The organism is Bacteroidota bacterium (assembly GCA_005882315.1).
Lineage (GTDB): Bacteria > Bacteroidota > Bacteroidia > Chitinophagales > Chitinophagaceae > VBAR01.
The window spans coordinates 359474-376863 of the sequence record VBAR01000002.1 but is presented as its reverse complement, the minus strand read 5'-3'; the positions used below and the strand labels follow the sequence as shown (position 1 = coordinate 376863).

Genomic DNA, 17390 nt, shown 5'->3' with positions numbered 1-17390 from the left:
TACCAGATTGAGTTTACTGTTTGCATCTTTTTAATTTTTTTTATCTTCTTTTTCTTCTAAGGCTTTTTGTGTTGCTTCTTCCGCTGAATTTAATAAATACTCTGAACTCGGTGTTTTTGTACCCAGGTTTTCCATGGTTCGACCAAGCATGAAGAAGGGCGCACTTGTTGCATATTTTCTAAATATAGTCAATGGTGCTTCCTTAGTAATTGTCACATTTCCAGAAATTGGTGCATTAATTAGTGGGTTTGTAAATAATGCGACCCAGGGATTGATCGTAGTCATCGCCGCATCATATACATCTGCGTCTTTGCCGTTAACAGCGACTTGTATCACCATGTTGGTCGCAAATTCTCCTGCTTTATACAAATATTTTTTGGGAATGTATTTGAACAGCGACGCCTCATTTGCTAGACCTCTGCCCACATATCTTAATCCTTGCCACGAGAGGCGAAGCGCCATGGGCGTATTCGCAATTAAAACCGGGGCGGCAAAAACGGTCCCAATCCCAACGATCGGTAATGCCCCAAAAATATTGGCAATTGTATTCCCGTTAGCCTTATCGATCTGCCCTTGTGTTTCAAAAGGGACAAGTGAACCGATGAACTCCTTTCTATGACCTTCATAATTATAAGTAGAATAAGCTTTACCGGCAGATTGTGGATGATCATGATCGGAACTCAAATAATAATATTGAGATTCATAATAGGGTCGGTCAATATAGAACTTGAGAACATCACCCCTGTATACCGTGAATACCTGTCCATGGTCATCTATGATATCAAATTTATATACACCGTGAGCAGGAAGTACTGCTTCGCCTTCCCAATTATTATTCACTCCAACATCCGGGGTCTTCATTAACCAGGCACCTTTTCTTGGAATTTTATTATCTGAAATAGCATAACCACCAGGAGATCGGGTCTCCTCTCCACCATCCAGGTCAATGAACTGGATCGGTTTATTTCCGGCAAATTGATAAGGACTGTACCATGGATATTTTCTTGTCAGCGGATCCACACTCAGGAATTTTCCTAATCTTGGATCATAAATTCGCATTCCATAATCTTGCTGACTACCTTCAATCCCTTTCACTTCATTGTCATTCTCCTTTCCATTAAATCCATACCTGTAAGCATCACTACCTTTGTAACTGCGCCCGGGTTGCAACATCCCAAAAGGATAATAATCATTTGCAGTAATTACATCTGCAGTATAATAATTAACGACACCATTTGCATCTTCATCAACTTGTAACTTTTTGTCGCTCACTGTTACCAGGACATTACCCAAATGATTGCATAATTCGAATTGTCTTTCATTACGGGTAAATATGCTCACCGTACCCCCTGTAAAGCCCCCGGTAAGTGTCACGGGACTTGCGGCTACAGTTAATTTCGTTATCATGCCAATACGACTGCTTCCGTATAAATGGTTTTCAGTTTGCACAATTGCCTGTGCATTTTCCTTTTCATAAATGCTTACTACATTTCCGCTGGCGTCCCTTACATAGATCATCGTCTTAACGACTCCACCCGCGCCAGGGTTGATCGTTTTTGCTATACGGTTGCCGGTTGTATTATAAGTATAGGTAATAGTGGTACCATTACCTTTAGTGATACTTTTTATCTTCCCGTAAATTGTCCATTGTATGCTGTTGATCCCCTCTGCATCATCGGCAATAAGGTTTCCGATCAGGTCATAAGTGTAGTTATTGGGTGCGGGCTGGTCATCTATATCATTACCATAGTTGGCATCGGGCACTATGTCACTCACTTTTTTCAGTCGGTTAGTGTTCACATAATAATCATAGTTCATATCATCCATACTTACATTGCCTGCACTGCTGTTGCCATTTCGTTGATAGGTTAAGATATTTCCATTGGGGTCATAACTCACCCGTTCACGATAATCCTGCATTGTTGTTGGAGTAAAAGTGTTGTTATTGTTATTAAAACCACTATAGGCATTCATACCCACGATCCTGTTCAACTGGTCATACCGGTATCCATAAACAATTTGTCCAAGGCCGGTTCCGCCATTCAGTGTGCCCAGCTTCGGTACATTCACCAGCATACTGGCGATGTTGCCGTTAAAAAGTTCAGCACCTGTATTTACACCATCTCCATTTTGTGGCAGGTTATGCATACCATTAGCAAAAGGAGTTACGTTGATGTCAATAGGTTTATAATCGTTATTAAAATAATTAAGTGCAAATCCAAATGCATCTCTCGCAACAGTTGCATTCTGCACGTAGCCTGCATCTCCATCACGACCGATATCACCTTGCACATAAGCAGTGCTTATTACGGATGGATCGCACACAGTACCGGAAGGGTTGATCTCTGTTTCAAACACATCGGGTAAATCGCTTTCAAATCCTGTCTCAAATTCTATTGATTGCTGCGCCCTGTAAATTGCCGGTTGGTCAAATTGTGAGCGGTTTGTCACGATCAGTGCGGTACCAAGCACAGTACCTGCACCACACGCACCCGCTGCAGATATTGCAGTGCTGTTCACACCTTTCAGCAAACCTTGTATGTTATAAGCATAATCCATTCCCTGCACCCGAAGCTTACCATATTCTACACGCGCCAATGGGCCATACTTATAATATAAATACCTTGCATCGCATTCCCATAAAATTTGATCCCGGCTGGTTTCAACTAATAATAATTTATTATCAGCATCATATTTATATCGTTGGTGGAACGCATCCGGTTTTCCCGGTTGATAATGGACTTCATTTATCTTTCCGCTCAAAAAATCATACGCATAGGTCAATAGTTTAAAGCGGTTCATAGTTCCATCCATTTCGCTGATACCTTTATAATCCTGTACCAGTGAATCAATATTCCCATGTATATCGTAAGTATAGAATGTTGCCGTATGATGCAAAGGATCTGTGGCAAAATTCCAGGTCGTTGTAAAGCTTACACGATTACGCAGATTTTTTTGAGTGATCAATCCATCGAGGATCGCTAAATTGGGTGGAAGATCACCATAAGCAAGATCATAGGTGGTATGGGTGATCTGCTCTCTCGTACCCCCGGTAGTAAGGATCCAGTTTTCTAAAGCGGTTGGATCCTGGCTGATGGTCTGAGTCATTAAATTACCTTGTGGCTTCTGTCCTACTTCTGTAATTCTTCCAAGCAGATCAAATAATGTATAGCTGTAGTTATTATCTGCACTTTGTTGTGCATTCTGACTTACGACTAACCTCCCTAAAACGTCATACCAGAACTTTGAAACATTTGCATCAGGTGAATGCTGTGCGATAACTTTATTCAAACTGCTATACCGGTATTGTGTTATAAATTCATGGGGCCTTGCATTCAACGCGCCATTCGCACGATCTATCTTTACCTGGTCTGTATAAGTTGCACTGAAATCAGGTCTTACTCCTTTTGGCGGAACAGTTTTCACCAGGTTATTCGCCAGGTCATAATAAAACAGTGTATAGTGATACTCTTTACTGGTATAAGTAACATTAAAGGTCTCCGTACTTTCTATTGCAAAACATTTTGCACGATAAGCCGCTTCAAAATCTTTTAGTAAACTTTTTTTGCGTTCGATCCAGATTGAATTCCCGATCATCTCTGCTTGTTCAAGTGTACGCTGACAGGGATTCTCATGCACAAATATCCCGGCAGTATCACTTACGGGTTTTGCATCGCCGCAAATTACATTCTGGTTAGCGTTACCGTTATTTAGATAATCAGCCAGATTGCATGACGCACTGCTCGCAGCAGATGCATAGGTTCTCCAGCCAACCTGCAAACCCAACTTGTAATTCAGGAATTTTTCATACAGGATATTGCTGGCAATCTCATCATCGGTCGGATCATTATTGTTGAATACCGGTGCTGCATTATAAGTGGATGTGAACTGTGTCTTAAACTCAGACGTCAGGGTGCTGAGTTCCGCGCAACTAAAACAATGAGTGTTATTAGCAGAACCACATTTCAAGAATTCAGGGAATCGTTCCGGTGATGGTAACTGGTAATTTACAAATTGCTGCCTGCAACTGGAATCAACCTTACAGGTGAATTGTGTTGTACAGTTTACACATATAGTAAGCGATTGACCGCATGCCGCTAAATATCCGTCCGCGATTTGTTGGTAGGTCCTTGCAGGACTTAACTGGAACAGATAATTAAAATGATTAACAAAATCCGTCGTACAGGTACCGCCCGGTGCCGCACCAAATTTATCATAGAACGATGCGATGGCATGTTTGTATTGTTCGCAGGTAACAGGTGTTACAGGCTGGCAATTGGAGCAAACGGTAGTGGACACAGCAGCATAATTCACTACGTTAACTGTTATCACGAGGTTAGTGAGTACTAGGTCACCCGGAACTACACTGAGATTTGCAGTAGCAATGGAAGGCGTCATGATAGTAACATCGGTGCTTCCAATTCCAGAACAGTTGGCTGCATCACCCAGGCTGTCAATTTTCATGAGGTATACATTACTACTGTCATTTGTGGTGCCTGCATTATTATTACTGCCTGTAAGGATATATCCATTATCGGTCGAAGGTAATATTGAATTTATCAGCTGCCGGCCGGTTCGCTGGAATCTCTTCGTCCATGCAATGGTTCCGCTTGCGCTGACACGACTTAAAAGAACATCAGAATTAATAGTATTTTCTCCTTGTGCAACTACGTAATCGCCATTCGCCAGCCCATGCCAACCACCGCTGATGGTTTGCACCCCGGGTATAACAAGTTTGCGCACATTCTGGACTGTTCCATCTGAATTAAGATTCCAGATGCATAGCTGTTGGTTTTGAAGTGTAAAATTGTCTGTTATTCCGGATAGCGCCTGGTATCCTGTATTGGTCTTTACTGTCTTTACAACCCAGGTACTGCGGGCTTCTGCATCATAACGTCTTACCCATTGTAGTGCTCCATTCGATGTATTAAGCTTCATGAGGTACCCATCCATAAAAGAGGTCTGGCCATTGTAAATACCTGACACGACGATAGAATTTCCATCCTCCATGATACCGTAAGCATCATCAGAAGCACTGGTACTGACAGGATATTGCCTGCTCCAGATCACATTACCCTGTGCATCTGTTCTTACTACAAAACTTTGCGACAGTCCCCCGGAACCGTTTGCCCATCTGTAGATGCCGCAAAATGCAAAGCCACCGTCAGATAATTGCGTCACGTCAGATCCCAATTGTCCGTTCACATTTCCATCTCCATATTTCTTGGACCATTGCACATTACCCGATGCATCCAGTTTTATCAACCATGCGTCACCTACTGCATTACCATAGGATCGCGTAGCCCCGCAAATAATAAATCCATTATCGCTGGTCCGTTTGATCTGGCTGAATTCATCATTATTAACGCCACCCAGCGCTCTGCTCCATACCAGGTTGCCTCTCTTGTCGATTTTCATCAGGAGCCCATCAAAACCACCATTGCCGAATTGATTGGTTCTTCCGGCCACGATGTATCCACTATCAATAGTAGGTGCCGAATAACTTCCAAATTCATCCTTGGTTCCACCATAGAATTTCTGGTATAAAGTAGGGGTCCCGATCAAACAAAGTTGGTCACTACTTATATACTGGCAGGGTTCGGGATCGTAACAGTTTGCAGTGATGACTGTATCCTTTTGCTCACAAATTAATTGTGTATAGCTGTTGCAATTTTGCAGCGCATTGAACAGAACCTGTGTTAATGTATCCTGATATTTCGACCAGAGGAATTCATTAAGTTGAGGAAGTTGGCTAGGATCATATTCTGACGCGATCGCCAAACCTTTAATTAAAGCAAAGTTGGCACATGCACAAGAGTCAACTGTACCCGTAAGTTCCTGGAACAATTTTGGACTTTTGCCATAAGGTTTCGGCCATTCGATCATATAGGGATTACAAAGATTGCTCCGGCTAATACCTTGCGTTGCAAAAGCATTATTAATTACTTCTTCGAAACTAAGTGGCCCTGTTGTAACGCCGGGTCTTACATTACTGCTTCCATAAGGATTAGCTGCATCGCTTCCATTGATGCAAACTTGTTTCATTCCATTTGTAATAGTGGTAAGCAAAGCATTTCTTGTAGCCGTGTCAAGACTTTCCACTTGTGGACATTGCATCAATTGTGCCTTCCACATTTCAATATATCCATCGCAGTTTGTAGTGTAGTTGTTTGTATTATTGGTTGCAGGATCTAAATTCACACCGCTTGGGGGATTACCGGGTATACTCGGAAACCATGTCCACGGGCTGCTTTGTCCATTGCCTGTCGGGTTGCCTTGATTTGCGATTTGTTGATCCGTTTCATGAAAATGCAGCGTATATTTTTCTGCGATCAATTGATCATTCTCTACTATTGTACTTTGCTCTTTTATAAATTTATTTACATCCTTTCTTCTTTCGTTCATATAAAAGCCCTGGAAAGCTTCCCATAGAGTATTTTTATCTGAATCGGTTGTAACATCAGCGTAGGGAGGAAGTTTGGGGACAACAGAATAAATATTGCCGATGATACATTCCCTGCGTTGGATAGCATCGGTAACATTATTACACTTCACGGTTGCTCTTGCCATCTGCCACATGCTTGCCCATTTATCCGGGTTGGTGCTGAGCTTGATGAATTGATTATTTATTTTGTTCAGCATTACATCACGATAAGCAGCCGTTGGTGCCAGGATATAAAATGAATCATTATACGGCGCTGCAGTTGAACTGCCTGTTGTTAGGACATAATTTTTTGTCAATGCTTGTGCGTAGGTCGATGTTGAACTGAAAACATCTATCCAGTTATAACTGCCACGTAAATTTGTTTCTGCATAGATCAGTTTGTTATACTCCGGGTGATAAGGTAACAAAGCTTCGGCCCAGCTATCTTTAAAGAGATCCTGGAACGCGTCCTGATTCGTATTATTTAAAACATCATATTCATTGCTGGATGGCGGGATGAGGTAATGAATACTTTGATCTTTCATGCCTGATGCATCCCTGTAAAAATTGAGTTGACCTGCTGCATTCTTTGGTGATTTATAAAAAGGCTGACCGGAATAAAAGGTTGAAAATATATCATACTTCCTGTACATATTTATACTTGGCCTTTCCGCAGAAACAACAGGCGCAACTTCGATTGCGTATTGTCCGCTATAGGGTTTCATATCCTCCAGCATTTGTGAACGGATAGTAGCAAGTGAATTGGTTGTTGTGGTATCACACAGTAATTGACAATTGTTATAAGCGCTTTGATAAGCTGAATGTATTTGTGCTTCAAGTTCTGCCGATTGAGTTTCAGAAGGATTTAAACCAACACTGTTAAGATAATTGGTACGAAACACTGTTTCACTGACGCCAAGTTGTTGCAGGCAAGTTGTACAGGACGCAGCGATGGAACCACCAGATGGATTTCCGCAATCAGTTTGTGAGATCAATACAGCTGCAACCGAATCGATAAGCTGTTGACGCGTTTTGCAGACCGCATTTGCTTCAACCAGTTCAAGATACTTTTGAATGGAGGACTCGCTGATTGTAAGGGTTTTTCTTATACTATAGGAACCGGGCTCCAACTGACGGGAAAAACTGATCGTGTTTCCATTGATAGTGTAAGTAGGGCCACTTACCCCGCTCAATGCCGCTGTTCCTGTATTACAATTGTCATCGGGATTGATACTTACATTAGTGAACTTCCAGACAATTGGAACTGTATCACCGTTTACTTCGGTAATGCTTATTTCAAGGTCATATAAACAGTCATAGCACAGTTGAACACCTGCGTTACAGGACTCAATTTGCAATTTGTCCGGGGCAAGTTGATATTGAAAACTATAAGTTGTCTTGGCCGGAACAAGTACCGTATTGATAGATTCAAGACTGTTCTCTTTTATAATATTTGCGCTTTCATCAAGTAAGCTTCTTGTGATCGTTGATCCGTTTTGATTAGGATATAGTAGACTGTTATTGGTAGCTAATGCATCGAGTGAATTGGGTGATTCCCCGGCAAGTGCTGTCGCGATGGTACGCCCATGCATATCCACGTAACTTACACTCATCTGTCCATTGGCATCCTTCACCATGTTTTTTTCATAGTGAGTATAATTGCCTGCTTCTGTACCAAACAATCCATCCAGTTCCACCTGCGATGCTCCACCATAATAATACTTTATTTCCTTACCACTTCCCATCTTATGAGAAGCTCCCGCACTGCTTTGCATCATAATACGACCGGTTGCATCCGGCATATATCGTGTTACAGAATAAGGATAACCTTCAGCATCAGGAATAAATTTATTTTGTTGCTGATTGATTTCGTCATTAGAAGAACTATAATACCTTGATGTCCCGCTTTGTGCATTGAGTGGCGGTGTTGAATGATTTAACGGTCCTGCCGCTACAAGGTCAAAATATTTCGCGGGATCTTCACCGGCTAATTGAGTATTGAAAAGATTAAGATTTTGCTGGTATTGGATGATCCCGGAAATACCTGGAGTCGGCAAAATCTGTATAGTGGGTCGCCCCTGCCCATCATAAAAAGTCTCAGCGGTGATCGTACTTTGGGTAACATTATCCTTTGTCACAGTCTGCCGGGAACGTTGCGATCCATCAAAATATTCTACGGTCGATTTTCGTTTACCCTCTTCCGCAAATATGGTTGAAGCCTGCCAGTTAAGATTATTATTATGTCCTTCGTAAGAACATTTTCTTGCTGAGGTCCATTGCCCATCGCTCCTGTTACCATCGTTCTTTATATTTACGGGCCGGATACGATAATACAATACACCGGTATCATCATAGAATAAAGGAATAGAATAAGAATTAAATGATAAAGGAAGATCGATCCTCGTTGAATTGTTCTTAAACAATAAATTCTCATCAACGGTTGTCGTATTCGGAATATAATAGGCACTTTCCAATTCTTCTTCCAGCCATGCCCATTCAAGTTGTGTGTGGTTATTGCCTGAACCCGGGATCCATGACCAGGAGACTGAAACCTCATCTGCAGGATTACTGACCGACGGTGGTCCGGTAAATGTAAAGGGAACAACATTATTATTTAATTCAAAATACTGCGTTACCCGCATTTCATTTTCGAGCAATAGCACCTCACGCAAATCGAAATTGACAGTTCCCTGTGGTGTTATAGTAATAGGTCCAATGACCGTAACTTTTACAAATTCTGCCCCATCAAAACTGAAATAATTCTTTGCATTATATTTCGCACCCGTATTTTTATTATAATCAACGGTCAGGTCCCTTTCAATAAAATTTCCATAAGAGGAACTATGCCCATAATCAATTCTTACGCGGATCGTAGCGCTAAAGTTAACCGGTATGTAATTCGGTGTTTCTTCAATGATGCTAAGTGTAATAATATTTTTGATCTTACGTGAAATTTCTCCTTCTGCAGTATAAGAAACCTCAGCAAGTGCGTTCAGCAATAGCGGTTGTGAATAATTAGAAATGGGCGCAATGCCTGATAACCGGGAAAAGATCGGGGCCTTTTCAATTCCATCGTCATTTGCAAAGACAGGTTGGGTAGCAGAAATGGAAAATAAAAATAATGGTAATAGAACCCCTTCCTTTATTTTCAAAACAAAGGTATGCATGCTGGTATTTTTGAAATGATTGCTCATAAACAATTATTAACTTTCATTTACTCCATACTGATATAGTAATCCTCATAGCCTTTTGCCGCAACATATTCCCCTGACACTTTTCGTATACGTTGTGCGATTCTTACAGGTAGCGATATCGCAGCATCATGACTTATCTTTTTGAACCGGTAGGTTCTTACCCGTTCATTAATTAAAAACCATATCCCTTCTTTCTTTATAACATTATTTTCCAGGCTGGTAAATGCTGCACTATCGACCGGCATAAGTGTCCTTCGTAAATAAATTATTTCAACCGGCTCTTTGCTTTGAGTATATTTTACCTTTATTATTTCTTTTACCTGGTCCGTGCCGGGAAGCGGTTGGCGGCTCTTTAATTCAATAATGGTCATCTCTCCTTCGGGCGCAAGAAATGCTGAGCTATAGAGCTCATCCAATTTCCTTAAAGAAGAATCTACAGCAAGCATTACCGTCGGGCCTTCAAGAAGCTGCTGAATATTCTGCTCATTCGGGTAAACCATTATTACCCGCTGATCATTGCTTACCACCAGCATCAGGCTATCGTCTGAGATTTGTTCAGTATTACCATAACGGACATAAGAACCTGCAGAAGTATAGACGAACTCGGCATTAACTGTCATCGTATCCTCATCTGCAGCAGGGAACAAGGCTGTACATTTCTGTTCCACTTCAATATGAAGTGGAAGTTTTTTATAGCTATTACAGGCTGCAATGAATTCTTTTAAAACTTGCGGTCGATCCTCCACTTTTGTATTTTTCTTTTTTTGCGGATAAACTACAAGGGATATACACACACATAATAATATCGTAACTATTCTTTTCATTGTATCGCTGTAATACTTTTCTGTTTCGCACTTCTTGTTTCTTTGATTGTTTTGATTCCTTGCTTCGTTTCGGCTTTAATTCGTATTAACGTTCCTTCTTCGTCGTATTCATAAAAACTTGCGTAGTTGTTTCCATCAAGCTCGGAGACTAATTTCATACTTACCGGGTCATATACATAAGTTTTCATATTGGCATTGAATGGATGGATTCGTATATCATCAAAATAGATGGGTTGACCGCTGTTGTTCACAAAATTCATTGTCATCTGGGTCGCGCTCAAGGGAGCAGTAAATGATCCTTCATATCGTTGCCAGCCTTCGATGATAGGTCCGGTTGGTTTGAGTACAATGGCCGGGCCGCCTCCGGCATTAAACTGCAGGGTCACCTGGTTATTCGCATATGAATTCAAAGTGCATGGAATTCCGCCCTGTGGATTACCACACTCTTCCCTCACCCATGTCGTGAATAACATTTTTTTGTTTTCAGGTATACTGAATACAGGATTCATCATCGAATCTTTTGCAGGCAGGGGTTTGGTGTACTGGCATACATCCTGTGCAGCAAGTGACTGGTAACTGGTAGTTCCTGTATTTGAACTGTATGAAAAATCTGCGTGAAAGCTGTGGAATCCATCGGTGCCATTATAAGGTCGCGCAATATCTGCACTGCATAAACATTCAATGATATACGTACCGCAGGGAAGAAATACATTAAATGCCTGGGGTGAGGTTTCGCTGTTTAAAGTGAATCCGCCGACAACATCATTATTTAAGTTTTTTATGGTAATAGTTATATAACTCCTGTTAAAAATATAGTCGGGCGGGTACCCAAGCGCCACATCATGTTGATTGGTTATTAAATTAAATGAATAGTTCTGGGCATTTTCTATCTTGGTATACTGCACGGTTTTATAGAGTAAATAATAGTGAACAATGCTTCCGAGAACTTCACCATCCACATTATGTACACCGAGATTGAGTGACATACCGAGATTATTTACTTGAAATGTTGGTGCAAATGTTGGTGCATCGGAAGGTGCGGATGATAGTTTAGTATTCGTACCTCCCGGATCAATATATTGTTTGGTAGCATCCTGTTCATATAATAAGGTATACTTGTCAGGAACACCTTGCTTAACAGGAATTACTTTACTGGCTGTACTATTGGAAGCAACTTTGAGGACCTGCTTTCCCGTATGCGCATTAAAACCTGCGCTGTCTGCATTAAATATTTCTGAATGGGTGATCCCGTTGAGATCAATATGCCTGTTACCACAATTATTATTACTTGCATTATTTAAGGTTTCAGCAAAACGGTAATCCTCAAAATTCTCATTCATCATTTCATCATAGCGGCTGTTATTGGAAATTGCAACAGGGATCGTCTTTTGATAACCGTATTGTGCAGAAGTATAAATTTCAAGAGCATTCTTATTCTCCAGTTCCATGCCTTTCGCATTGAACCGTGTCGATTGATTATTCCAAACCCATTTTGTGTTTGATCTATTGGGGATGAGGATGGGGAGACTATGATGAAAATGCCAATAGGGTCCAAAATCTTTCAGGTAACCATTAACAGGCAGATTGGTTGCAAGCAACGGATCATTTTCTACGCGCTCGTCATAAAATACCATACCCTTATAACCCCTGAATACACCTAACAGTCCTTTGCGGTAAGGATTAATTTTCTTTTCAAGATACCCGTTGCAATTTTCAACTTCTGAAACATCACAACTGTTTGGACTGGTTACTGCACTTAATTTTTTGAAGACATCATTATCGGTTTGCCATTTTTCTTTAAACTCCAGTGCCGATGCATTAATGACTTTCGTGTCGCTGTTGACTAATAACATTCTGTCAAAAAAAACATTCGCGATTGGGTTTCCCATTTGTTCAACAACTGCGACGGAAGCACTCAGGATATTCCTTTTTCCACTTCGTACAATCCGAAACCTAACACCGACCCGGCTATAGGGTTTACCAGCTTTGTCAATGAAAATATAATCGGGAGTCAAATTAATAAGAGAGGAGTCGTTCTTATCCAGGTCAAGCACCCAAACTAACTTTTCGTTTCCCGATGACGCCATTACGGGGTCACATCCCGCTGTGCTGCCTGAATCGATGATATATAATTCATCACCACTTTCAAAAATGGATGAAGGAACATTGCTGCTTACAATTCTGCCATCAAGAAAATTCACACCGGAATAAACAGCATCAATATTCTTATAAGCCGGGGCCATTCCACTATAGGCCCAATAGGCAGGATAATTAATAGAGTACACCGGTTTGTCAAATTCATTATTGGTCCGGCTGATAACCACATCACCTGTCTCTGCATCATAGACCATATTCCGGGTAGTAACCTGGCTACCTTTCTTAATTACAATTACACTATCAACGATACTATGGTAATTGATCACTTTGGTACAGGTGACGGCACGATAGGTATTTTCACTTTTTGTTTTTACAGGCCAGATAAATGGCATCCACACAAATGGTGGGAACCAGTCGAGCTGTCCCTGTATCTCTGTGCTGGAGCTCTTTACGGAAAATTCGCGCGTATCAGTCATTAGCTCGATATCAATTCCCATATTACCTGCAATGATTTCTCCTCTTTGCGATGCATGGATAAAATCAAATTTTTCATTCATTCCTTTTAAGCCTGTATTCCGGTAGAAATTTTCAGTATAACTGATTCTTGTAGTTGAATCATTCTCAGCATAACTACTTTGACTTTTTACTTTGCCATGCATATCATTGGTCGCTACAAGGAATCCTTGCGATATCGCCCTGCTGTCTAATGCCCATTTCCAGAAAAATGCACCAAAACTGTTTTTGTGTTCCTGCTTATCGCTATCTGGATCAATTAAAGTGTTATTATAATAAACAGGAAAATCTTTTGCAGTATAAAATTCGGTGACCTGCCTGCCGATACCGGAACGGCTTTTATAACCTTCAGGAATATCTCCTTTTTTCAGACTTCGCACAGTTACTTTACTATAGCCAACAAGCGGTGCAGGAAAAAATGCATCAAGCACAGGCATTTCGATCGCATTATAACTGGTGGGTCCAAGTGGAAGTTCATTACTTATCTGTATCACTGTCTGGAACGGGTTTTCATCGCCACCTATTGAGGGTTCATAACTTGCAACACCACTGCTGATAGTTCTTTGCTGCCCGTTGAATATTTCTGAAGTAGTGTAATCGTACTCTGTGCCATATTGTGACGTAAACTGATTGGTCATCGCCTGCCAGTTATCTTTGAGTACCACTTTTTTTACCCGGTAGCCACCTCCGTATTTATATCCATCGGGATCATTCAATCGTACAAAGCACCGCGCTAGATCAACATACTTCGCTTTGTTTTCTTTTCGCATTGCCTCAATGGGATCTTTAAATGCATTGGAGAGACCCATCATCATTCCCTGGAACATTGCACCGACCTGTTGGAGCGTTGATCCTTCAGAAACATCATATCCTGCAAATGCCTGTCCTGGCAGTTGCTCCTTTAAAAACTCTAGTGCGGTCAGAGAAAGCGGGCTGAGATTATCAACCAACTTTAACTTCACCCATATTTTTTTATTGGATGCCGGCCCGTACGCGCCATAGTCTTCGATCACTCCATAACTGTTGACATACTCATAACCTTTTGGCATCTGGACGGCAAGCTTAAATGCTAATTGCTCCTGTCCCTGTATATACTTCAGGAAAACTTCCTGTTTTGTATTGCAGCCTTCAGGTACATTAACAAGAACATAATTGTTTTCATGATAACCTGAAAGCTTGATTGAATAAAGTAAATTCGAAAAAGTATTTTCATCCTTTCCAAAACCGGCTATATTCATCATGGTTGCGGCACGACGGTTTTGTACAAAAGCATAATCATCGCTTTCATAGTCAACTTCTATCTGCCCTCCGCTGGGAAGTAGAATTTTTTTAAGCCCCCATGCGCCGGCATACTGATCGGTAACTTGTTTTTCTGTTGAATTGCTGGGTTGGTAACTATATGCATAATCTCCATTTCTTAATCCGGCAGGGTTCAGTGAAGCAGGTTTATAATTTCCCCATCGGTCGCTTGTATTATAATTATAAACTGGATTACCCTGGGCAGATGCATAAGCAAATTTATATTGATTCTTACTTAACCTGTTCTTACCGTTATACGTGAAATAAATTCGGTCTAAGGTCAACTTACCTTTACTCGCATTTACATCATTACCATCTTTGATTTCAGGGACACCGCCATTATCAGGGGAATTCGCACAGAGTGTATAAGAGTATTCAAAATGAACGGTCTTGATCGGCTTTGCTCCCGTTAGTCCATTCTTTTTTACATCAGCCTTACTGTAAAGATCAATTTTGGATAGCCTCCTTACTGAATTATCGTAGGTCAATGTACCTTCCATTGGACCACCGATACCATTCCCATCCTTTCTGTCTTCAAGCGTAAAAAAAGCGATCATATTTTTACTCTCTATTGAATGGAGATACCAGCTTTCTCGCTCTCCGTAACTGATCATTGCTTTATCATCTTTGAGATCAGTTCGCTTCCCGCTATTAAATTGTGCGAGGTATAAGATATTCGATAGCGGAGTTTTCCATTTATGGTCCTCCCACGCGCCCCACTCAAGTTGCGTCCGGGAATAATTAAATTTAACTGAAGTACCCAGGTCATCTTCTGTGATACCATCACCTGTTACATCAACATAATCCGCGGAAAGTAATCCGGTAAGTAAAAAGGAATGTGCATAAGCTGGTGTTTCATTAACCTGCAGGTAGCCATCTTTCTTACTTTTTTTATCCAGCCATGATGATCCCGTCGTCGCATCAGCAGGATCAACAAGCAGCAGCTCGTCATCAGGAGTTCCGGGGGATTGAGTGGTGAATGTATAATCTCTTTGAAGTTTATTATAAACCGGAATACCATAAATATATCTTCTGCTGTCAGCTTCCGTAACGGTGATCTGGGAAATATGATTGGGCATTCTGTATTCACTAACGCGATTGATCGTTGAATAGGCGAGTGTATTTTGGGGAGTTAAAGGTGCATCTGGATTATAATTTTTAATGTAGTTGTCAAGTCCGATTTCAGAAGCCTCTTTGGCAGTAAGATAACTAACAACCTGTGTTCGTTTATTTCTCTTGGAAGGACCGGCAGTCGCTGCCATGTTCAGATCACTGAGTTTTTTTCCATCGGCACTGAATCGTTCCAGGATGGGCTCGATACTTGGGTTTGTTTTGCTTCCACCCAATTTATAGCGTACAAGGTCAGTACCACCAATCTTACTATACTGATCGTTATTCAGAACATTTGTTTCACCCGGGTTACGGAAATAAACATTTTCTGTATCACCAGATGCATCTTTGAAATTAAAAATGCTTTTTAATTTATTGTCTTTCTCCCATTCACCGATTGTAGTGGGTGTTTTGATCGTATTGAAATTAGCGCCAACATGTCCCGGTATACCAATATCAGCGCCGATACTCAGGCTTTTGTCCTGCGATTTGGTAAAATTGTCGCGCACAGCACCATAATCACTTCTGTATAACCGGATACTGCCGCCGGTACCTTCACCGCTGATTGAAAATACATCATAACTATATTGGGGAACTGAAATGACAGGCGTCTTATCAGTAACTTCTTTATCATTGAACCGGGTAAAATCAACAACTGCATCACGATTTTTGTTTGCTTTTTGATAGTACAAATAACCGATCATGGGTTTTATCTGAACACGATCTGCCGGTTCAATCGTGGATGTTTGTTTATAAACTTCTATTTCTCCTGAGATAAAAGCGCCGCCTATTCCGCCACCGAGTTGAAAATGCCCGGAGTAAGCTTCGTTAGTTACGGGCATTCTTATAGAAGGTATATAAGATGGTTTTGAAAAGCTGATAGAAGATGATAAGATTGAAGCTGTTCTTGATGAAAAATAGGGCTTTGCTGTAATGATGGCATTATAGTCATCAAACACCGTAACAGTATAGACTGTCATATGCCTGTTGTAGCTTGCCTGCTCATTTATTTGTAAGGATCTGATTCCATACCTGGAATTATAACTAGTTGAAAGACCTAACGAACCTGAAATTGATCTGGCATCTGTAATATATTTTGATGCACTTAAAGAAGCATTCGGGGAGATAGTAAGACCTCCGCGTGAACTCAAATTTGCATTAAGGCCAACACCAATTTTCAGACTTGAAATACTTGAGTCAGATTTTTTTTCAGTACTTGCAAGACTTGCTACCTTAAATGAAAGGCCTCCCTTGATACCAAGCTCGAGTGATGGCCCCAGGTAATTATTTAAAGAAACACCCAATGAACCGCCGATAGTACCTTTAGCCTTCTTGAGCCCCGTAAATTCAAAATCCGCTCCCAATCTTCCACCCCATGTGATATTGGGTTTCATCATTTGGGTGGTTATGAGTTTTTCTGATCCATCAAAATCATCTGGCACACCACGCATATTACGGCTGACAGTTCCGGGATTGATATTCCATCCGAGTCCGACCCAACTTGCTTCCTGCTCAGGGGAAATTCCACCATCATAAAAAATATTGACAGGATACCCGCCCACATCGAGTAATGGAATGTTATAACTGAAATCACCGGTAAAAAGATTTACCAGGTTATCCGCTCCTGCCGGTTTGAAGCGGCTCATTTCCGGTTGAGTCGGACCATCGATAAATGAATTAACTTTTTTATCAGCTACATTTATTTTTGATTCAGTAGTTGCGCGGGGGTTGGAACTTTTCTTTGTTGAAGAATAAAAGGAATTTGTTTTGAAAGGGTTGATCAGTTCTGGAAAATAAACAGGACTTGATGGAACATCTTCGCTTCTGTTGGACAAAGCGAAAACGGGTGCAAGGGTTCCGGTATAAAAAACAAGGAACAAGATACAAGCAACAAGCTTCCGGTATTTTACTGCTAACGACTGGATCATA

At 41.1% G+C, this 17390-nt stretch carries 3 protein-coding genes; all 3 read right to left on the bottom strand.

The window, feature by feature from the left end:
* Positions 1 to 30: 30 nt before the first annotated feature.
* From E6H07_12825 to E6H07_12815, 3 genes are read right to left on the bottom strand one after another with little or no spacing between them, the layout of a single operon-like run.
* Positions 31 to 9618: a hypothetical protein gene (locus tag E6H07_12825; protein ID TMI63651.1), complete on the bottom strand. Its 9588-nt coding sequence runs from the start codon at positions 9616 to 9618 to the stop codon at positions 31 to 33.
* Between the two features lie 20 nt (positions 9619 to 9638).
* A complete protein-coding gene (locus E6H07_12820; GenBank protein ID TMI63650.1) occupies positions 9639 to 10442 on the bottom strand; it encodes a hypothetical protein in 804 nt (267 codons plus the stop codon).
* Positions 10439 to 17389 (bottom strand): hypothetical protein, encoded by a 6951-nt coding sequence (locus E6H07_12815; GenBank protein TMI63649.1) that lies wholly within the window; start codon positions 17387 to 17389, stop codon positions 10439 to 10441. Before E6H07_12815 ends, E6H07_12820 begins: the two co-directional genes overlap by 4 nt.
* Position 17390: the final 1 nt, after the last annotated feature.

Coding starts and splice junctions, on each gene's coding strand:
- E6H07_12820 (TMI63650.1), bottom strand. CDS start 10,442: ATGAAAAGAATAGTTACGATATTATTATGTGTGTGTATATCCCTTGTA.
- E6H07_12815 (TMI63649.1), bottom strand. CDS start 17,389: ATGATCCAGTCGTTAGCAGTAAAATACCGGAAGCTTGTTGCTTGTATC.
- E6H07_12825 (TMI63651.1), bottom strand. CDS start 9,618: ATGAGCAATCATTTCAAAAATACCAGCATGCATACCTTTGTTTTGAAA.